The organism is Bradyrhizobium paxllaeri, assembly GCF_001693515.2.
Lineage (GTDB): Bacteria > Pseudomonadota > Alphaproteobacteria > Rhizobiales > Xanthobacteraceae > Bradyrhizobium > Bradyrhizobium paxllaeri.
The window spans coordinates 1,810,966-1,831,231 of sequence record NZ_CP042968.1 but is presented as its reverse complement, the minus strand read 5'-3'; the positions used below and the strand labels follow the sequence as shown (position 1 = coordinate 1,831,231).

18 protein-coding genes are annotated in these 20,266 nt (G+C 63.8%); 14 read left to right on the top strand and 4 right to left on the bottom strand.

The features are described 5' to 3' along the window. Positions 1 to 167: 167 nt before the first annotated feature. From LMTR21_RS08700 to LMTR21_RS08675, 6 genes are all read left to right on the top strand, one after another. The gene (locus tag LMTR21_RS08700; protein ID WP_065753803.1) at positions 168 to 1,109 is read left to right on the top strand and encodes a hypothetical protein; all 942 of its coding nucleotides are present in this window, start codon (positions 168 to 170) and stop codon (positions 1,107 to 1,109) included. 40 nt (positions 1,110 to 1,149) lie between these two features. Beyond that, positions 1,150 to 1,704 carry a carboxymuconolactone decarboxylase family protein gene (locus tag LMTR21_RS08695; protein ID WP_065753804.1) on the top strand — a complete coding sequence of 185 codons (555 nt, stop codon included), beginning with the start codon at positions 1,150 to 1,152 and terminating at the stop codon, positions 1,702 to 1,704. Further along, complete coding sequence (locus tag LMTR21_RS08690) at positions 1,705 to 2,505, top strand: SDR family NAD(P)-dependent oxidoreductase (RefSeq protein WP_065753805.1); 801 nt, start codon at positions 1,705 to 1,707, stop codon at positions 2,503 to 2,505. A gap of 79 nt (positions 2,506 to 2,584) precedes the next feature. Beyond that, positions 2,585 to 3,745 carry an IS110 family RNA-guided transposase gene (locus LMTR21_RS08685; protein WP_148635942.1) on the top strand — a complete coding sequence of 387 codons (1,161 nt, stop codon included), beginning with the start codon at positions 2,585 to 2,587 and terminating at the stop codon, positions 3,743 to 3,745. A 744-nt stretch (positions 3,746 to 4,489) separates the two neighbouring features. Then, the gene (locus LMTR21_RS08680; protein WP_065751568.1) at positions 4,490 to 4,714 is read left to right on the top strand and encodes a hypothetical protein; all 225 of its coding nucleotides are present in this window, start codon (positions 4,490 to 4,492) and stop codon (positions 4,712 to 4,714) included. 231 nt (positions 4,715 to 4,945) lie between these two features. Next, positions 4,946 to 5,824 (top strand): DMT family transporter, encoded by an 879-nt coding sequence (locus tag LMTR21_RS08675; RefSeq protein WP_065751567.1) that lies wholly within the window; start codon positions 4,946 to 4,948, stop codon positions 5,822 to 5,824. A gap of 123 nt (positions 5,825 to 5,947) precedes the next feature. Here the strand turns inward: LMTR21_RS08675 and LMTR21_RS08670 are convergent, their stop codons facing one another. The 3 genes from LMTR21_RS08670 to LMTR21_RS08660 are packed head-to-tail and all read right to left on the bottom strand — an operon-like array spanning position 5,948 to position 8,873. Then, positions 5,948 to 6,331 carry a cupin domain-containing protein gene (locus LMTR21_RS08670; RefSeq protein WP_065751566.1) on the bottom strand — a complete coding sequence of 128 codons (384 nt, stop codon included), beginning with the start codon at positions 6,329 to 6,331 and terminating at the stop codon, positions 5,948 to 5,950. Between the two features lie 17 nt (positions 6,332 to 6,348). Continuing rightward, on the bottom strand, positions 6,349 to 7,053 hold the full coding sequence (locus LMTR21_RS08665) for an SDR family oxidoreductase (RefSeq protein WP_065751565.1): 705 nt from the start codon (positions 7,051 to 7,053) through the stop codon (positions 6,349 to 6,351). A gap of 20 nt (positions 7,054 to 7,073) precedes the next feature. Next, a complete protein-coding gene (locus LMTR21_RS08660; RefSeq protein WP_065751564.1) occupies positions 7,074 to 8,873 on the bottom strand; it encodes a thiamine pyrophosphate-binding protein in 1,800 nt (599 codons plus the stop codon). 192 nt (positions 8,874 to 9,065) lie between these two features. Here LMTR21_RS08660 and LMTR21_RS08655 point away from each other — a divergent pair, with 192 nt between their 5' ends. From LMTR21_RS08655 to LMTR21_RS08620, 7 genes are all read left to right on the top strand, one after another. Further along, complete coding sequence (locus tag LMTR21_RS08655) at positions 9,066 to 9,959, top strand: IclR family transcriptional regulator (RefSeq protein WP_084030481.1); 894 nt, start codon at positions 9,066 to 9,068, stop codon at positions 9,957 to 9,959. A 179-nt stretch (positions 9,960 to 10,138) separates the two neighbouring features. Next, positions 10,139 to 11,383: an ABC transporter substrate-binding protein gene (locus LMTR21_RS08650; protein ID WP_065751563.1), complete on the top strand. Its 1,245-nt coding sequence runs from the start codon at positions 10,139 to 10,141 to the stop codon at positions 11,381 to 11,383. Between the two features lie 293 nt (positions 11,384 to 11,676). After that, complete coding sequence (locus LMTR21_RS08640; RefSeq protein ID WP_065751562.1) at positions 11,677 to 12,552, top strand: branched-chain amino acid ABC transporter permease; 876 nt, start codon at positions 11,677 to 11,679, stop codon at positions 12,550 to 12,552. Next, entirely contained in the window at positions 12,549 to 15,083 is a 2,535-nt protein-coding gene (locus LMTR21_RS08635) for a branched-chain amino acid ABC transporter ATP-binding protein/permease (RefSeq protein WP_065751561.1), read from the top strand. Before LMTR21_RS08640 ends, LMTR21_RS08635 begins: the two co-directional genes overlap by 4 nt. 112 nt (positions 15,084 to 15,195) lie before the next feature. Then, positions 15,196 to 16,155, top strand: a complete 960-nt coding sequence (locus tag LMTR21_RS08630) for a sugar ABC transporter substrate-binding protein (RefSeq protein WP_065751560.1) — start codon at positions 15,196 to 15,198, stop codon at positions 16,153 to 16,155. 88 nt (positions 16,156 to 16,243) lie between these two features. Further along, complete coding sequence (locus LMTR21_RS08625; protein WP_065751559.1) at positions 16,244 to 16,714, top strand: cyclic nucleotide-binding domain-containing protein; 471 nt, start codon at positions 16,244 to 16,246, stop codon at positions 16,712 to 16,714. 148 nt (positions 16,715 to 16,862) lie between these two features. After that, positions 16,863 to 17,594 (top strand): PEPxxWA-CTERM sorting domain-containing protein, encoded by a 732-nt coding sequence (locus LMTR21_RS08620; protein ID WP_187399327.1) that lies wholly within the window; start codon positions 16,863 to 16,865, stop codon positions 17,592 to 17,594. Positions 17,595 to 17,756: 162 nt separating this feature from the next. On the opposite strand, the gene hemC is transcribed toward LMTR21_RS08620, so the two are convergent. Further along, entirely contained in the window at positions 17,757 to 18,713 is a 957-nt protein-coding gene (gene hemC, locus LMTR21_RS08615) for a hydroxymethylbilane synthase (protein WP_065751579.1), read from the bottom strand. Between the two features lie 267 nt (positions 18,714 to 18,980). Between hemC and LMTR21_RS08610 the strand changes: the two genes are divergently transcribed. After that, on the top strand, positions 18,981 to 20,228 hold the full coding sequence (locus LMTR21_RS08610) for a multidrug effflux MFS transporter (protein WP_065751556.1): 1,248 nt from the start codon (positions 18,981 to 18,983) through the stop codon (positions 20,226 to 20,228). Positions 20,229 to 20,266 lie beyond the last annotated feature (38 nt).

The following is a 20,266-nucleotide window of genomic DNA, read 5'->3' as shown; positions in this document are numbered from 1 at the left end:
GTGATTTGAACCGGTCTAATTGCGAACAGAATGCACCGGTTTTGCTATGCGTGCCCAGCGTGAATTCATGGCCGCAGGACATATCTCGGCCTGCCCTGTGGATCGGCTCGCCCCTTGCGAGACCTCGCCTTCTTTGAAACGCTTGGGCGTAGAGGGAGACACCAAGGATGACAGAACCGGCGTTCAGAACCGAGTTATTGGAAAGCGGCGATCTGCTGGTGGGGCCGTGGCGCAGCCCCAAACAGATGCTCCACGCGCAGGTCTACGATTCCCACGCCTCGATCCACGACGATGCCACCGCGCAAAAGCTCGGGTTTCAGGGCGGCACCATCGAGGGCCCGACCCATTTCAGCCAGTTCGCGCCGCTGTGCGAGCGGATCTGGGGCCAGGCCTGGTTCGAAACCGGATGCCTGTCCGCGCATTACCGCAACCCCGCCTTCGAGGGCGAGGAGGTGCAGGCCAATATCGAGAGACCGAAGCCCGGCCAGACCATTTGCGCGATCGGCATGACCAAGCGCGACGGCACCGAGATCCTGCGCGGCACCGCTTCCGTCGGTGACGTCGCGGAGACGGCGCTTTCGCGGCGGCTCGGCGAGTTGAAGCCGCTCGCCGACCCCGTCATCCTCGCCGATCTCAAGGTCGGCATGAAGACGGGACGGCAGACCGTGAAAATGGATTTCGACCAGCACATGGGCGATCTCTATCCGTTTTCGCTCGCCGACAAGCTCAAGGCCATCACCGAACCTTCAGCGTATTATTCGCAGGAGCTCAATCCCTGGGGCCGGGCGATTATTCCGTTCGAGATGCTGAGCGTGCTGTTTCAATACCGCGCCCGCGAGGACCGCCTGCCGGTGCGCGGGCCCGCGGTCGGCCTGTTCGCCGATCAGGAAATCCGCCTGCTGCGCGGTCCGCTCTTCGTCGGCGAGAACTATTTCGCCGAACGCGAGGTGGTCGCGCTCAGCGGCAGCCGCCGCACCGAAAGCGTGTGGATGCGCACGACCGTATTCGCGGCAGATGAAAAACCGGTTGCAACCATGTTGCTGAACATGGCGAGCATCAAGGACTCCTACGCGAAGTATGAGCAGGAGCACAAAGCGCTGTACGGCTAGGTGAGCGCCATCCGCTATCGCCAACAAGGACAACAATAAAATGGCCCGCCTGCCCTATCTCGAAGCTGACCAGGTCGCCCCCGAATACCGCGACATGCTCATGCGCAACACCAATCTGCACAAGCTCCTGGTGAACTCGCCCGACATGGCCCGCGCCTTCAACGGCGTCGGCAATCATATCCGCTTCAAGAGCAAGCTCGATCCGCGCCTGCGTGAACTTGCGATCCTGCAGGTCGGCTGGATGGAGAAATCGGAATACGAGTTCACCCACCACGTGAAGATCGGCAGGGAATTCGGCGTCACCGATGACGATATCGCCGCACTAATGGCCGAGACCGAGGGCAAGCCCTCGAAGCTCGAGCCGCTGGCGAAGGTAATATTGCGCGGCACCCGCGAGATGGTGCGGGAACTGGCAATGTCGGAGGCGACCTTCGCCGAGATCAAGCGAGAGCTTTCCGATGAGGAGATGGTCGACCTCGTGCTCACCATCGCCTTCTATTGCGCGGTGGTGCGCGTGCTGGCGACGATGAAGATCGACAACGAACCCTATTACAAAGAGGTACTGCAACAGTACCCGATCCCGGGAGCGGAATGAATGCGTCTGAAAGATCGTGTCGCCATCGTCGTCGGCGCCGGCCAGAGCCCCGGCGAAGGCATCGGCAACGGCCGCGCCACCGCGCTGACCTTTGCGCGCGAAGGCGCCAGGGTGCTGTGTGTCGATCACCATCTGGAATCGGCGCAGGAAACCGTCGATCTGATTGCCGCGAATGGCGGCACCGCGGCAGCGTTCAAGGCCGACGTCACCAAAAATGCCGAGCTCAAGGCGATGGTAGAGGATGCGAAAGCACGCTGGGGTCGCGTCGACATCCTGCATAATAATGTCGGCGTCAGCCTGTCCGGCGGCGACGCGGAACTGCTCGAGATTTCAGAGGAAGCGTTCGACCGCTGCGTCGCGATCAATCTGAAGAGCTGCGTGTGGGCCGCCAGGCACGTGATCCCGATCATGCGCCAGCAAAAGAGCGGCGCGATCATCAACATCTCCTCGATGGCCGCGATCACCACCTACCCGTATGTGGCATACAAGGCGACCAAGTCAGCGATGATCGCCTTCACCGAACAACTCGCCTACCAGAACGCGCAGTACGGCATCCGCGCCAACGTCATCCTGCCCGGCCTGATGAACACACCGATGGCAGTCGACACCCGCGCCCGCGAGTGGGGAAAGAGCCGCGCCGAAGTCGAGGCCGAGCGCGACAGCAAGGTTCCGCTGCGGCAGAAGATGGGCACCGGCTGGGACGTCGCCAACGCCGCGCTGTTCCTTGCGTCGGATGAAGCGAGTTTTATTACCGGCGTGACGCTGCCGGTCGACGGCGGCGCGAGCGTACGGCGGGGGTAATCGTAGATTCCATGAGGCGGTGAGCGTGGCCTTTCCGATAAGGTTTGGGTTTCCACACTCGAACCCCTCGGAGAGTCAGATGCAAGCATCCACCGTAGCCGCGCCCACCGCCGGCCATATTGGCACAATTTTCGTTGCAATCGAACTGAGCCAGCGGAGCTGGCGGGTCGCGCTGCACAGCCCGGACAAGGACAAGATATCGCACCACAAGCTGGAGGGTGGCGATCATGCCGAGCTGTTGGCGTTGGTGGGTCGGGTTCGGGAGCGGGCGGCTCGAGCGCTGGGAGGCGTTCCGGCGGTGGCGAGCTGCTACGAGGCGGGCTACGACGGGTTCTGGCTGCACCGGCTGCTGCTGGCGGCCGGCATCACGAACTACGTGTTTGATCCCGCCAGCATTGCGGTGGACCAGCGGGCGCGGCGGGTGAAGACCGACCGGATCGATGGCGAGCGGATGCTGCGCACGCTGATGGCGTATCTGCGCGGCGAGCCGCGGGTGGTGCGGATCGTCCGGGTGCCTGCAGCCGAACAGGAGGACGCGCGCCGCGGCAGCCGCGAGCGCGACCGGCTGATCAAGGAGCAAACCGCGCACACCAACCGGATCAAGGCACTGCTGCGCCTGCTGGGCATGGCGGTCGGGAACCCGCGGCGGCGCGACTGGCTGAGCTGGCTGGCGGCGCAGCGGGATTGGCAAGGCCAGGCGGTGCCGCCGCGGATGCTGAGCGAGATCCGACACGAGCACGCGCGGCTGATGCTGGTGCGCGATCGGCTCGACGTGCTCGCGCAGGAGGCGGCCGCAGCGGAGCCATCCCCTGCGGAAGCCGAGATGACCCGGCGCAGCGAACTGCTGCGCCGGCTCAAATGTCTCGGCCCGGCGTTCGCGACGACGCTGACCAGCGAGGTGTTCTACAAGGACTTCCGCAATCGCCGCGAGGTCGGGAGCTATTTCGGGCTGACGCCCAGTCCGTGGCGGAGCGGCGGCATCGACCGCGACCAGGGCATCAGCAAGGCGGGCAATCCGCGCGCCCGCTGTGCCGCGATCGAACTGGCCTGGCTGTGGCTGCGGCATCAGCCGGACAGCAAGCTGACCCTGGAGTACCGCAAGCGCACGCTCGATGCCGGCAAGCGCATCAAGCGCGTCGCCATCGTCGCCCTGGCGCGCAAGCTGATGGTGGCGCTGTGGCGCTACCTCACGACCGGTCTCGTGCCGGAAGGCGCGGTGCTCAAGGCCGTAAAGATCTAAACACTTTCAACGAACGCGTCAGCGTCGCGGCATCTGCCGCGGTCAGCGCGGGATGGATGGTGACCGTGCCACCCTTGGGCCAGCAAACAGGCTGTTTCGTAGATGGGTCTCATCCTCGTGGCTTCCTCGCCGCATGCATGCGGAATGTGGGTGCGGATCACAGCGGTCCGACCGGATATGAGGTGATGCAGTGAGCAACTGCATAAATCGCCGGAAGCCAGTCCCAGAGCGCACCGACCGCGGCGGCACGCTGCGCTACGCATGGCTCCGCGCGCCGCCGCTCCACCGAACGTAAAAATCACATCCAAGCCCCGCCGGGATGCTTGACTCAAAACGCCTCATATGAGGGGTGGGCAAAGGCGCACAGCGCCGTGCCCACCATTCTCTGCTCGCAAAAGATGGTGGGCACGCTTCGCTTTGCCCACCCTACGGCTGCCGCGCTGTTCCTCGCGCTGTGAGTTGAATCACAGTATTTCAACCAGCCTCGCTGTTTACCTTTCGTTAGTAACCTTCTCCTAAGGGTTGCGGCGATCGGGCGGCCTTTTTGCCGGCCCTGCTCACGCGACCTGTGCCTGCGTTTTTGTTTTTTGGCCCCCCGCGTGATTCGACAACATCGACCAATTCCAATGACACGATGATGTGACAGCGCATCGTCGCTTGTCGAAATACCGACTCGTTGCGGTCGCACGAATTTCACGTGCGCTCGCTATGAGACGCCACAAGAATTGTGGAAGCCGAGGCACCATGAACGAAGAATTCGACTACGACCTGACGCCGTCCCAGTGGGAAGCCTTGAAGGCATTGCGCACGCCGGCATCAAGATTGCCGCGCATGAGCCGCTACACGATCGACGGCCTGATCGCACTGGAACTCGCTGTAATGATCGGCGATGCGCCCATTATCACGGCGAAGGGACGCAAGGTGCTGATTCGCGGCTCATCGCTGCTGTTGCAGGATCTGGCCGCCTGATCGCGCGGCATTGCGCACCTGCAGCATAGATTCCGCATTGACCGCACCCGATTCCCTGACATATCGGAGTTCCATCGACTGAGTGGCAACTAGGGTTCCGGATGGTGAAACCGCCATCGCCGGTCCGAGCGTTGCGGAAACCGCGGTGAGCGCCGCGGCTGCACCCGAGGGACAAAAGCCCAGAGGAGGAGATGTCGAGATCTTGTTCGCGCCGGATGGCACGGAGGTCTCATGTCGCTCGTCCCGCTTACCCTCGTTATCCTCGCCGCCTTTATTCACGCCACATGGAATTTGCTCGCGAAGCGCGCCGCTGCGGCCGGCGCGGCCTTCGTGTTCGCATCGAACCTCTTCTCCAGCATCGTCTACCTGCCGTGGATGATCTGGATTCTGATCTATGACGACCTGACCTGGAACGGGCCCGTCGTCATCTGCATCGTGCTCAGCACGATCATCCACCTTGCCTACAGCCTGTGCCTGCAGCGCGGCTACCAGGTCGCCGATCTCTCGGTGGTCTATCCGGTCGCGCGCGGCACCGGGCCGATGCTCTCCTCGATCGGCGCGTTCATCCTTTTGCGGGAGACGCCGACCACGCAAGGCATCCTCGGCCTGTTCGCCGTCGTCGCCGGCATCGGCCTCATCACCACCCAGGGCGACCTCTCCGCGTTCAGGAAGCCGCGCGGCCTCGACGGCGTGCGCTGGGGCACCGCGACGGGGTCGCTGATCGCGAGCTACACGGTGGTCGACGGCTACGGCGTCAAGGTGCTCGGGATTCACCCGGTCGTGCTCGACTGGCTTTCCAATCTGCTGCGCTTCTTCCTGCTGGTGCCGGTAGTGATGCGAGATTGGCCCGGGGCGAAGAAACGAATGCAGGGCCATTGGTGGCTGGCGCTCGGCGTCGGCGCGCTGGCGCCGCTGTCCTACATCCTCGTGCTGTCAGCCATCGAAATGGGCGCGCCGCTCAGCCTCGTCGCGCCCGCGCGCGAAATGTCGATGATGGTGGGCGCACTGTTCGGCATGCTGATCCTCGGCGAGCGGGTCACGGCCTGGCGGGTCGCAGGCTGCGCGGTGCTGATCGGCGGCGTGATGCTGCTGGGGTCGGCGACGGCGTAGCTGATCGCCTTGCATCTAACCGTCATGCCCGGCCTCGTGCCGGGCATCCACGTCTTTATTTGGGCTGGAAAGACGTGGATGGCCGGGACAAGCCCGGCCATGACGAAAGGGTCGGTCAGGACCTCACACCACCTTCTCCTCATCCGTCACCGGCGACGTGATCACCAGAAACACCAGATCGACCAGCCCCGAATTCGAGATCGCATGCTCGACGCCAGGCGGCAGGAAGATGAAATCGTGCTTGCGCACCACGTGATTCTTCCCCGCGATCTCCATCAGCCCCTCGCCTTCGAGCACGTGATAGATCTGCTCCTGCACCAGATGCTTGTGGCGCGCGACATGCGCCATCGGCTGGTACATCGAGATCCGGTAGTCGATGTGGCGCGAGCCTGCGGTCTCCGGCATGACAAGCGGCTTTGACAGCGCACCGCCGAAATGATTGGGAAATTCGCGCCATGGCACCTCCGCGATGTTGCGAATGAAGGCGCCGTTGTTTTCCGAAGCCATGATGGCCTCCTCTGCCGTCAGATCACCAGCGCGCCGCCGTCGATATAGACGATCGATCCGGTCGCAAACCCGTTGGCCATGAAAGCCAGAATCTGCCGCCCGATGTCCTCGGCCGCGCCGACGCGGCCGACCGGCAGCGCGGCCGCCGTCTTCGCCAGCATCTCGCGCCGCGCCTCTTCCGGCATCGCGGCGCGGATCGGCGTATCGATCACGCCCGGCGAGACCGCGTTGACGCGCACCGGCGCAAGTTCCAGCGCGAGCGCTTTCGCCAGCGATTCCAGCGCGCCATTGGCGGCGCTGACGATCGCCGAATTCGGCCGCGGCCGGACGCTGAGGAATCCCGATACCAGCGTCAGCGATCCGCCGGCGCGGATTTCCGCCTCGCGCGCCACCCGCCACGCACCCCAGAACTTTCCTTCCATCGTGCTCCGCACATCCTCCATCGCCACCGTCTTGAACGGACCGGTGCGCAACTGCGCCGCCGTGACCACGACATGATCGACCGGGCCGCAGCGCTGGAACAGCTTTGCGACGCTGTCATCGCTGGTGACGTCGGCCGGAATCGCGATCGCGTTCAGCTTCTCCGCCACCTTGTCGAGTTTTTCGACATTGCGGGAGGCGACGATGACATCTGCGCCCTCGCGCTTCGCCATCTCCGCGGTCGCAAGACCAATGCCGGAGGAGCCACCGACGACGACGACCTTCTTGCCTGCAAGCAGCATGTGGATTCCCTCGCGTGAGATCAGGCCGGCTGAAAACGCGTGCCGATGCCGGCCTTGCTTTGCCCGAGCCCGGGCAATTCCCAGACGCCGGCGCCGACCGGATTGATATCGGCGGCGATATCGACGTCGATCAGATAGGGCTTGTTGGCGGCGATGCCCTTGCGGATGGCTTCGCCGAGATCGCCGGCGCGATCGACGCGCACGCCCTCGACGCCGCAGGAGCGCGCCATCGCGGCAAAGTCCGGATTGTAGCGCTCGCCGGTATTGGGATCGTGGAAGTCGGTCGCGAGTTCGCGCCCTCCGAGATAGCCGCGCTGCAGGCCGCGGATCGAGGCATAGGCGTAATTATTCCAGACCACCCACACCACGGGCAGATTATATTCCACCGCCGTTCCCAGCACGTTGGCGTGCATGAAGAACGCGCCGTCGCCGCACACGGAGACGCAGGGACGGTCGGGAGCCGCAAACTTCGCGCCCATCACGCCGGCAACGCCAAAGCCCATCGGGCCGAACCCCATCGAACCGATCAGCGAATCCGGCCGCCGCGGCTTGCAGAAACCGAGCAGCCAGTTGTGGTGCACGCCGATGTCGCTGACGAGGATGGCATCTTCCGGCAGCGCCTTGTCGATCTCGAGCGCAGCACGCTGCGGATTGATCGGCGTGGTGTCGTCGGAGAAACCGGGGGCGACGAACTTGTCCCATTCTTTGCGGTAGCCATCGATCTGCGAAAGCCACTTCTTGCGCGCATCGGCCTTCTTGGTGAGGTCGCCACGGCGATCGAGTTCGGCGTGCACCTGCCGCAGGAAGGTCCGCACGTCGGCCATCAGCCCGAGCGTAACAGGATAATTGCGGCCGATCTCCTCGGGATCGATGTCGACATGGATCAGCCGCGTCGGGGGGATGGTGAAGGAGTAGCCGGGAATCCACGAGCTTGACGTGCGGTCGTCGAACCGCATCCCCATCGCCAGCAGCACGTCGGCCTGACGCGTCGCGTGGTTGGCCTGATAGTGCCCGGCGCGCGCGACAAGGCCCAGCGCCAGCGGGTGATTGCAATCGATCGCGCCGAGCCCGCTGGCCGAGGCCGCGACCGGAATCTGCAGCCGCTCGGCGAGCTTCAACAGCTCCTCCGCCGCGCCGCCATAACGGACGCCCTGGCCTACGATGATCGCCGGCCGCTCGGCGCCGAGCAGCATGTCGACGGCTTTCACCACGCCTTCGGGATCGGCGCCGCAGCGGCTCGATATATTGGCGTTCCATTCGATCGCGTTCGGCGCCTCCTCGGCCGCCGATTCCATGAACACGTCGAAGGGCACGTCGACCACGACGGGACCCGGCCGGCCGCTCGTCATCGTCTTCCAGGCCTGCCGCACCGCCAGCGGCACCATCTCGCCGCGCGTCGGCTGAAACACCTTCTTGCAGATGGTGCGCACGGTGGAAGGGAAATCGGCCTGATGATGCCGGTACATCTCCTGGAAGGCGCCGCGGTTGAACTGGCTGGTCGGCACGTTGCCGGTCACCGCCATGAATGGCACGGAGTCGAGATAGGCGTTGGCCAGCGAGATCGGCAGGTTCGCCGAGCCGGGCCCGCAGGAGGTGAACGTCGCGGTCGGCCGTCCCGACACACGATAATAAACGTCAGCCATGAAGCCGGCGACGCTCTCATGGTGCACCGAGATGGTCTTGATGTCGTGCGAGCGCTCGTACAGCGCATCGATGAACTGGATGTTGCCGTGGCCGCACAGGCCGAACACCTGCGGCACCTTCTCCTGGATCAGATAGTCGACGATGACCTGGGCGCCGTTGAGCATGTTACGCGACATCGCTTCGTTCTCTCCCTGTCCACGCGTTGGCTCGCGCGGTCTCGGCAATGACTGCGACCCTATTTCTCATAATACTGTACGTCAATTGCTATTGTGGTATGATCTCAATCGCGCCTCGTCCGATGCGCGGCGCTGTTGCCGGGCGAGGCCGGCCTGATAGAGTTTTGCTCGCCACCTGGAGAAGTGATTCCCGTGAAACCGCGCGCCAAGCCGAAGACGAGCGACAAGCCGGCCTCCCCTCGGAAGATCTCAATCGCAAGGTTGATGCCGTCCGCCGAGCCGAACATCGACGACGAGGCCGAAGAGCGCGCGCGCGGCGGCGTGCAGTCGCTCGGGCGCGCATTTTCCATCCTCGAAGAGGTCGCGCGTCACCGCGAGGGCATCGGCCTTGCCGACCTCAGCAAGCTGGTGGGCTTGCATAATTCCACCACCTTCCACCTCGCCAAGACGCTGGTCTCGCTCGGCTATCTCCGGCAGGAGCGCGATTCGAAGCGCTACCGCGTCGGCCGGCCTCTGTTTGCGCTGGCGGCAAGCGCGCTCGATGAGATCGAGATGGTCAATCTGGCAACGCCGATCCTGGAAGACCTGTCGCGGGAAACCGGCGAAAGCGGCCATTTTGCCGTACGTATGGGCGACTCTGTGGTCGTTATTGCCCGCACCAGCGGGGCCGGCGCGTTTCAACTGACCGACCGCGTCGGCGTAGTGCGGCCGGCGCATTGCACCGCGCTCGGCAAGATCATGCTGGCCTCGCTTCGCCCCGACCAGTTGAAGCGCTTTCTCGAACGGGTGGAACTGAAGCCCTCGACAAAAAAGTCGATCACCGATCCGGCCGTGCTGCTGCGCGAGATCGCCGAAATCCGCCGCAGCGCAATCGCCTTTGACGACGGCGAATTCAACGCGGAAGTCCGCTGCGTCGCCGTGCCGGTCTATCATTTCACCGGCGAAGTGATCGGCGCACTCGGCATTTCCGGCCCGATCTGGCGCATGACCGACCAGGCGGTGCAGAGCCGCGCCAAGCTGGTGCAATCGGCCGCCAGCCGGCTGTCGATTGAATTCGGCGCGCGGGGTCTGGTGAAATCCTCCTGACCCGATCGATCTAATTCCTCTCCACACCGCGAGAAGCGCACCTGCGACGCATTTGGCGTTGACAGGAACGACTGCGTCCGGAAATATCCTACAATAATAAAAGAACGTCTCTCACATTGTCGCATAAGCTGACATCGGTGAGGAGAACGTCAGGGCGAACTCTCGGGAGGAGATCAGTCATGACCCGCTACAGCCGACGCACTCTGTTGAAAGCCGGCGCTGCCTTTGCCGGCGTATCCGCCATCGGATCGCCGGCCATCCTCCGCGCACAGGCCGCGCGAATAAAGATCGGCCATCTGGTGCCGCTGACCGGCTTCCTCGGCGCGATCGGCAGCTACGCCCAGCTTGGCGTGAAGATGGCGGCGGAAGAAATCAACGCCTCCGGCGGCATCATGGGCAAGCAGATCGACCTGATGTCGGAAGACTCGGTCAATCCCGCCACCGCCTCGACCAAGGCGCAGCGCATGATCGAGCAGGACGGCGCGGTGCTCTTGTTCGGCGAAATCTCCTCCGCCTCGTCCCTGACCATCATGCAGGTCGCCGAGCGCAACAAGAAGGTGTTCTTCTCGACCGGAGCCCGCTCCGACGCGCTGCGTGGCAAGGATTGCAACCGCTACTCCTTCCACTGCGATATCCCGAACACCGTGATGGTCAACGCCGTCGGCACCGCGCTCAAACAGAAGGGCATGGTGAAGGGCAAGAAGTTCGTCACGCTGACCGCGGACTATATTTTCGGCCACGACCTGCTGAAGGCGGCGAAGGCGTTCTTCAGCGCCAACGATGCCACGCTGATCGGCGACGAGCTGATCGCGACCGATGTCACCGACTTCAGCCCGTATCTCCTTAAAGTGCGGCAGGCCAAGCCCGACGTCGTCTGCTGCAACCTCGCCGGCAATCAGGTCACCAACCTCGTCAAGCAATATGCCGAGTTCGGCTTCCCCTACCCGCTGGTCGGCTTCAACCTCAACACCGGCGACGCCTGGGCAATGGGCGAAGGCAATCTTTCCGGCACCTGGCCGACGGTCTGGTATCACACGCTCGACAATCCGGCCTCGAAGGCGTTCGTCGAGGCCTTCAGCAAGAAATACGGCAAGCCGCCGGAGAACCATGCCTGGATCGAATACATCACGCTGAAGATGATCGCGCAGGCGATCACCGAGACCAAGTCGACCGAGAGCGACGCGCTGATCGCCTATTTCGAGAAGCAGACCCAGTTCGACATCATGAAGGGGCGCAAGGGCTACTTCCGCTCCTGGGACCACCAGCTCGTGCAGGAAGCCTATCCGTTCACCGTCAAGCCAAAAGGCGAGATGAAGGACAAGTGGGACATGCTCGTGCTCGGCAACGCCGTGCCGGCGGCGGGCGCGGAGCTTGAAACGATCTACCCGACGAAGACGCAAAATCCCTGCAACATGAAGGCATAAAAGCCCGGGTCTAGGGCATTATGGGATTAGGTTTGCATGTTGCCACGAGGAAAGTGCGCTCCCTCTCCCGCTTGCGGGGGAGGGCTGGGGTGGGGGTGCCTCCACGGAGAGACTCTCCAAGACAGAGAGAGCCCCCACCCGGCGCTTCGCGCCGACCTCCCCCGCAAGCGGGAGAGGTTGAGGGAGCCCGCGGCCCAACCGATTCAACCTAAACCCATTCCGCTTTAGGCAACTGGCGTTGCCGCGCCGGCAACACCGCCGGCGCCGTCCCTTTTTATCCTCTCGGATCGCACATGCAGTTCGGTTTTCTGCTGGAACAGGTAGTGAATGGCCTCGTGCTCGGAGGCTATTACCTCCTGATTGCGCTTGGGCTGTCGCTGATCTTCAGCGTCGGCGGCATCGTCAACCTCGCGCATGGCGCGTTCTATGCGCTCGGCGCCTATGTCTCCGTCGAGATCACGAAGTATCTTGGCTTCGGTTCGGCGATAGTGCTGTCGCCGATCGCGGTCGCGCTGCTCGGCATTCTCTTCGAACGATTTATCCTCCGACGGTTTTACGACGCCGACCCGATCCTGAGCCTGCTGGTGACATTCGGCCTCGCCATGGTCACCGAACAGGCGATCCGCATTATCTGGGGTGCGCCGCCGATCTCGGCGGCGATCCCGCAGGCCTTTCGCGGCTCGGTCTTCCTCGGCGACTTCCTGTTCTCGCGCTATCGCCTGCTGATCCTCGCCGTCGTCGCCGCGGTCCTGCTTGGCGTCTGGCTGCTCCTGCACAAGACGTCGTTCGGCCGCGTGGTGCGCGCCGGCATCCAGCGGCCGGACATGGTGGCCGCGCTCGGTATCCGCCTGCAGCCCTACATGACCGCGATCGTGATGCTCGGCGTCGGCATGGCAGCGCTCGGCGGCGCGTTCTTTGCGCCGATCACGATCGTGCATCCGGCGATGGGCGCCGAGATCATCACGGTCGCCTTTGTCGTCGTCGTGATCGGCGGCCTCGGCAGTTTCTGGGGCGTGGTGCTTGCGGCAATGCTGGTCGGCGTCGTCAGGGGCATCACCATCCATTTCGCGCCGGCCGCAGGTGAAGCCTCGATCTATGTGCTGATGTTTTTGGTGCTGATGATGCGGCCGCGCGGGCTGCTCGGCGAGCGGATCGAGAAGTTCGAATGACAACCAGTTTTGCCAAATACCGCCCGCTGCTGATGGCGACGCTCGCGGTCATCGCGCTGCCGTTCGGCCTCTATCTGCTGGGCCTGTCGCTCAACACCGGCACCATGGTGGTAGCGCTCGCGATTGCGGCGATGGGGCTCAATCTCTGCATCGGCTATACCGGCCTGGTCTCGTTCGGCCACGGCGCGTGGTTCGGCATTGGCGCCTATGCGGCGGGGCTGATCCAGCGCAACTGGTTCGGCAACGACATCTTCCTCCCGCTCTTGCTGGCCGCGATCGTCGTCGCTGGAATCGCGACCTTCGTCGGCTTCGTCATCCTGCGCCGGCGCGGCGTCTACTTTTCGCTGCTGACGCTGGCGCTGTCGGCGCTGACCTACACCATCGCCTTCCGCTGGACGGCGGTGACCGGCGGCGAGGACGGCCTCGGCGGGCTGAAGCGCGGCAGCATTGGCCCGTTCAGCCTCGACAGCGCGCTCAATTATTACATCGTCGTCTCCGTGCTCTGCCTCGGCGTGCTCTATCTGCTGCTGCGGCTGGTGCGTTCGCCGTTCGGCCATGTGCTGATGGCGATCCGCGAGAACCAGTTGCGCGCGACATTCCAGGGCTATCCGGTCGAGCGCTACAAGCTCGGCGTCTTCGTGATCTCGGCGGTCGTCACCGGCTTCGCCGGCGGGCTGATCGGCTTTCAGAACTACCTCGTCTCGGCCGAGGCGGTCTCCGTGCCGTTCTCCGGCGAATTGCTCGCCATTGTTGTGATCGGCGGCATGCGCAGCATGCTGGGACCGGCGATCGGCGCGCTGTTCTTTATCCTGTTCCGCGAATTGTTTTCGATCTGGACGCCGAACTGGCTGCTCTGGTTCGGCCTCGTCTTCGTCGCCTTCGTGCTGTATTCGCCGGGCGGCCTGGTCGGCATCTGGGCGACGCTGTCAAAACGCTGGTGGCCGCCGCCGGAAGAAGCCGCCGCGATGAGCCGGCGCAAGATCTACGAAGGCCTGCCGCTGCCGGCTTTCCTTCGTCCGCAAGCGCTCGACGGCACCGTGCTCGACGTGCAAGGCGTCTCGAAGAGTTTTGGCGGCATCCGCGCCGTGACCGGTGCGAGCCTTCACGTCGGCGCCGGCGAAATCCACGCGCTGATCGGGCCGAACGGCGCCGGAAAGACCACGCTGTTCAACCTGGTCTCCGGCCTCTATCCGACCGACAGCGGCACCATCAGGCTGAACGGCCGCGAGATCCAGGGCGTGCCGCCGGATCTGATCTGCCATCAGGGGCTGGCCCGCTCGTTCCAGATCACCAATTTGTTCAAGGGCCTCTCGATCTACGAAAACCTGAGACTGTCGCTGCAGGCGCAGAGCGCCGGCCGCTTCAACCTGTGGCGCGACATCGACCATTACGAAGCCATCCACGCCGAGACCGCGGAGCTGATCAAGTTTCTCGGCCTCGAAGGCATCGAGACCATCGAAGGCGGTGAGCTCTCCTATGGCGGGCAGCGGCTGGTCGATCTCGGCATCGCGCTCGGCTCCAAGCCGCAGGTGCTGCTGCTGGATGAGCCGCTGGCGGGGCTTGCCGCCGCCGAACGCGAGCGCGTCTCGAACCTCGTCAAGAACATCGCCGCCAACATTCCGGTCCTGATCGTCGAGCACGATATCGACCGCGTGCTCGGCTTCTCCCGCACCGTCACCGTGATGAACCAGGGAGAGGTGCTGATGACCGGCACGCCCGAGGCCGTGCGCGCCGACCGCAAGGTGCAGGAGATCTACACCGGCACCGGCGTGCCCGAGGTCGAGCATCTCAGCAGCGACTACGCGCGAGAGAGCTTCGCGCCGATCCTGCGCTTCGAGCGCGTCAACACCTTTTACGGCAAGAGCCATATCCTGCACGATGCCACGCTCGACGTGCGCGAGGGCGAGATCGTGGCTCTCCTCGGCCGCAACGGGGCCGGCAAGTCGACGCTATTGAAGACGCTCGCGGGCCTTGTGCCGCTGTCGTCGGGCAACATCGAATATGCCGGCGCCGACATCTCCCGCCTGCCCGCACCGGACATCGCGCGCGCCGGCATCGGCTACGTGCCGCAGGGCCGCGGCCTGTTCGCCGGCATGACGGTGCGAGAAAACCTCGCGCTCGGGCGGCTGGCGCGCAAGACCGACGGCAGCACCGGCGTGGTGTGGACCGAAGAACAGATCCTCGACTATTTCCCTCGCCTGCGCGAGCGCATGGATGTCGCCGCCGATTATCTCTCCGGCGGCGAGCAGCAGATGGTGGCGGTCGCCCGCGCGATGTCGGGCAATGTCAAGCTGCTGCTGCTCGACGAGCCCTTTGAGGGACTGGCGCCGGCGGTGATCCTCGAACTGTTCAAAGTGTTCGACCGGCTGCGGCAGCACATCTCCATCGTCATCGTCGAGCACAATCTCGACCTGGTGCTGGCGCTCGCCGACCGTGTCTTCGCGCTGGAGCGCGGCGCGGTGTTCCATCAGGGACCGGCGCAGCCGCTGCTGACCGATCTCGAATACCGGAAGAAGATCTTGTGGCTGTGATTCTCACCACGTCATTGCGAGCGAAGCGAAGCAATCCATCGGGCCACAAGGAAAGTATGGATTGCTTCGTCGCTCCGCTCCTCGCAATGACGACACTCGTTGGGAGACGGCAATGCGACATCTGACGACAGCGATACTTGCGGGATCGATGGCCTTGTACGCAGGCCACTCCAGTGCCGCCGACAACCCCATGACCATCGCCGTCTTCACCAAGAACCGCACCAACCCGGCCTATGAGGCCTTCCGCATCGCTTCAGACCAGATCGCCCGCACGACCGGCGTGAAGGTGATCCACCTGGTCCCGGACAAGCCCGACAATGTCGACGAGCAGAAGGCGATGGTCGATCAGGTGCTGAAGGACAGGCCGGACGCCATCATCTTCATCCCCGTCGACGACGTCGCCATGATCGATTCCGTCAAGAAGCTCAACGACGCCAAGATCCCGATTGTGCTGGTTTCCAATCCGCTGCCCGGCAGCTTCGTCACCTATGTCGGCGCCGACGATTTCGAGATCGGCTACCGCGAGGCGCGCTATCTGTTCGAGAGGATGGGCGGCAAAGGAAAAATCGTCGTCATCGAGGGCACGCCGGCCGCACCGACCAATCGCGAGCGTGTCCGCGGCTACCAGCGCGCCTTCGCCGAATTTCCCGGCATCGACGTGCTGGGATCGGCGGTCGGCAACTACCAGCAGCCGGATGCCCGGCGCGTGATGGAGAAGTTTCTCGGCGAGCACAAGGAAATCGACGCGGTGCTGTCGGCCAATGACAGCATGGCGCTCGGCGTGCTGGAAGCGCTGAAGTCTGCCAACCGGACGGCCACCGTGATCGGCATCAACGGCATTCTTCCCGCCGTGAAGCAGATCGAAGCCGGCGGCATGCTCGCCACCGTCGATTTCAACATGTTCAAGATCGGCTGCACCGCGACGCGGGCCGCCGTGCGTCATCTCAGGAAGGAGCCGCTGCCGGAAAAGGTGATGCTGCCCGCGGAAGTGATCGACAAGACCAATTACAAGGCATGGCTGGTTCCGGTCGACCAGCGCGCCTGCCCGGAATGGTCGGACGTCGCGCGCTGATGCTGTTGGGAACAGAGAGGGGTCGCCGCACAACCGCGCGGCCGCAAGAGAAGGTTGCCGCTGCCGGGCGCGGGCGTATATTGGAGCCATGGCTGTCAGCTCGCCCGATCTGAAAGCATTTTTGCTCGCCACACCTTTCTTCGGCGGCCTCTCCGACGCAAGCCTCGATCGCCTGATCTCCATGCTGGTCGAGCGCCGCTTCGACGCCGGCGCCACCATCGTCGCGGAGGGAGAAGCGGGACGCTCGATGTTCATCATTCTCTCGGGCGAGCTCGTGGTGAGCAAGCTCGGTGAGGCCGGGCGCTCCATCCGGATGTCGGGTCTCGAGCCCGGCGATTTCTTCGGCGAAATGACGCTGATCGAAATGCAGAACCGGTCGGCCACCGTGGTCGCGGAGAGCGACACCGTGCTGTATGAGCTGACGGCCGGAAACCTCTACAGCTACTACAAGGCCGACATCCACGGCTATGTGATCGTGATGCAGAACATCAACCGCGAACTGTGCCGGCGGCTCCGCCGCGCCGACCGTCGCATCGCCGAGCTGATTCACGGGGTGTAGGCGATGCAGATAGGCTTGATCAAGAGAGCTTGCCCGCTTGCGCCGATGGCGTCGTCACACCCTGACGCAGGCCGTCATCAATCTGTAGCATCCCTTAATTAGCATTTTTTCAAGTTGTTTAAAAATGGTAAGCGAGGGAATTAAAGGAATGCGTATTCTAAAGGTGTGCGCGCTGAGTTGCGCGGTTTTATTGTCTGTGACTGCCGGGGGAGCCTCAAACGCCGCCACGATCCAGAACTTCGATAGCGGTTGGTATACGAACAGTGGTTTCACCGCTGGTGTTACCAACATCAACGTCGGCTCAAGCAATCTCAGCGGCGCAGTATATCATAATTGGCTTGCCTTCGACCTCGCGGGTTTGGCCAGCCAGAACGTAACATCAGCGACGCTCACGTTCTATGGTGGGAATGGAGTCAATACCTCTGCGACCAGCGAGACCTTGGGGCTTTTCGATTATACCGGCAGCATCAATGCCCTCATCAGCAATTCACAGAACAATGTGGGCATCTACAATGATCTGGGCAACGGCGACAGCTACGGCACGGCAGTCGTCTCAGGCGGGCCCATCCAGCAGTTCTCGATAACGCTTTCGCAGGCGGCAATTGCCGCCTTGAATGCTGCTGCGCATAATCAAAGCGACAACAGGTTTGTGATCGGCGGTTCGCTGCTTTCCATTAGTGGTCCATTTGCCAATGAGCAGTTGTTCGCGATTTTCGGGCCGCAATCCGCACTGGCTCCGGCCGCGGTCCTGAACCTCGAAACGTCTGTGGCGGCTGTTCCTGAACCATCGACCTGGGCCATGATGATCCTCGGCTTCGCCGGCGTGGGCTTCATGGCATATCGCCGCAAGCGGAATGGGCCCAAGCTTCGCTTCGCCTGATCCTTGCGTAATTCGAATTTGGAAAGCCGCCTTCGGGCGGCTTTTCTTTTCGGTCACAAGCAACTCGATGTCTCATGTGGGCCCTTGGCGTCGATCCGCTGCGGAATTGCGCCGCCATCGGCGCAGATCCGACATCGAATAGCGATCAAGCTCGATTTATAACTACGACTCCTGATGCTCGTCGGGCCGCGTCCGCGCGATGATCTCGGCGGCGCCCTTGTCGAGCAACTCCAGGCCGACGGCGCGGCCGAGTTCGCGGGGCCGGTCCGCCGCACCCCGCTGCGACACCTCGATGAAACGGTCGCCGGCTTCATCCAGCACCGCCGCCGTCAGCGTCACCTCGCGGCCATCAAGCGTGGCGTGGCCGGCGATCGGCGAGTTGCAGTGGCCGTTCAACACCCACAGCACCTCGCGCTCGGCTTCCGCGCAGAGCCGCGACGCGGCGTCCTCGATCCTCGCTAACCGCCCGCGCGTCAGCCAATCCTTCTCGACACATTCCACCGCGACAATGCCCTGCCCCACCGCGGGCAGCATCTCGTGGACCGAAAAATCATGGACGATGCGGGACGCCATTCCGATGCGCTCGAGGCCCGATCGCGCCATGACCAGCGCATCCGCAGGTCCCACCTCGCCGCCGTCGGGCAGCCGCTGCTTGTCGCCGCGATCGAGCTTTGCCACGCGCGTATCCGCCGCTCCACGGAAATGGATCACGGTCGCTTCCGGGAACAGCCGGCGCAGGTAAGCCGCGCGCCGCACCGCATTGGTGCCGATCTTGAAGCCCTTGCCTTTCGCTGCGCGAAACTCGTCGAGCGAGAGACCGGGACGCAGCACCAGCGCGTCATTGGCGGCGTCGCGCGGCAGGGTCGCGGCGATGATCAGGCCCGGCGTCTCCTCGTTCCCGGGCACGTCCTTCAGCGAATGCATCGCCGCCTGCAATTGCCCTGCGCGCATCGCCTCGCGAATTTCGGCGACGAAGGCGCCGCCCTTGCCGCCATGGCGAAGCAGCTTGCTGGTCTGGTCCTGGTCGCCGCGGGTTTCGAACTTGACGATCTCGACGTCGAGCGCGGGATCGGCCGCGCGCAGCAGCCGCGCGATCCCTTCCGTCTGCGCCAGCGCCATCGCGCTCTTGCGCGTGCCGATCTTCAAGGCCTGTCCTGACACAAGATCTCCGTTCGAAAGCGGTCCACCGCCGATGGTTCGTGCGTAGGGGATAGAGCAAGCCGCCCGTCAGAACAACGGCTTTGGCCTGCGGGCGGCAACGTGCCTTTCGGCCTTACCGACGCGGCCCGCTTCAGGCCCCGCTGGCCGATGGTCTGCCATGCCGAAAACGTTATTTGTGCAGCGCACCAAAATCCATAGGGTGCCGCCTTCAAAAGGATTTTTTCGTTGTCCGATACCAGTGCCGATGCCTTGGCCGCTTCAGGCCACCGTCCGATGGGCTTTCCGGAATTCGTCATCGTGATCGCATCGATCATGGCGCTGAATCCGCTCGCGATGGACATGATGCTGCCGGCGCTGCCGAACATCGCGTCCGCCTTCCACATCACTTCAGCCAACCGGCCGCAGATGGTGCTGTCGATCTTCCTGGTCGGCTTCGGCGTCGGCCAGTTCGTGATGGGTCCGTTGTCCGACCGGTTCGGCCGGAGGCCGGTGCTGCTCGGCGGCATGGCCGTCTATTGTGCCGCCAGCCTGCTCGCGATTGCAGCCCCCTCCTTCGAGACGCTGCTGCTGGCGCGCGCGTTGCAAGGCCTCAGCACCTCGGCCACGCGCGTGATTGCGACCTCGATCGTTCGCGACTGCTACGCCGGGCGGCGCATGGCCAGCGTGATGTCGCTGACGATGATGATTTTCATTGCGGTACCCGTCGTCGCGCCGGCATTCGGCCAGGCCGTGCTGCTGGTGTCGCACTGGCGCGGCATCTTCATCGTGCTGATGCTGTATGGCGTGGTGGCGCTGATCTGGAGCGCACTGCGCCTGCCGGAGACGCTGCCGGCTGAGCGGCGCCGCTCGCTTGCCGTCGGCGAGGTGCTCGATGCCTTCCGCCAGACCGTGACCCACCGCCAGACGCTGGGTTATGCGCTGGCCGCCGGCGGCGTATTGGGCTCGCTGTTCGCCTTCGTCTTCATCTCGCAGCAGGTGTTCACCGGCATCTACCAGCTCGGACATTATTTTCCGGTTGCCTTTGCCGGCGTTGCCGTCGGCACCGCCATCGCCGGCTTCGTCAATTCCCGCCTCGTCGGCCGCCTCGGCATGCGCGTGATCTCCCACGCCGCGCTGATCGGCTTCGTCGTCATCGCCGCAACCATGCTGGTGGCGGCGAAGCTGCAGATGCTGCCGTTACCGCTGTTCATGGTGCTCTCGGTATCGATGATGTTTGCGTTCGGGCTGATGATCGCCAATTTCACCGCACTCGCCATGGAGCCGCAGGGCCATATCGCCGGCACCGCGGCCTCGCTGTACGGCTCGATCACCACGCTGCTCGCCATCGGCATCGGCGCCACCATCGGCCAGGATTACGACGGCACGCTGGTGCCGTTCGCAACCGGCTTCCTGCTCTGCACGCTGGCCGCGCTCGCCGTGGTGCTGGTGGTGGAGAAAGGCCGGCTGTTCCGGCCCTACGGGTTGAAGGTGTGACCGTCGCATGCGCGTTCGCGGTCGTTGCCTTCGTTCCG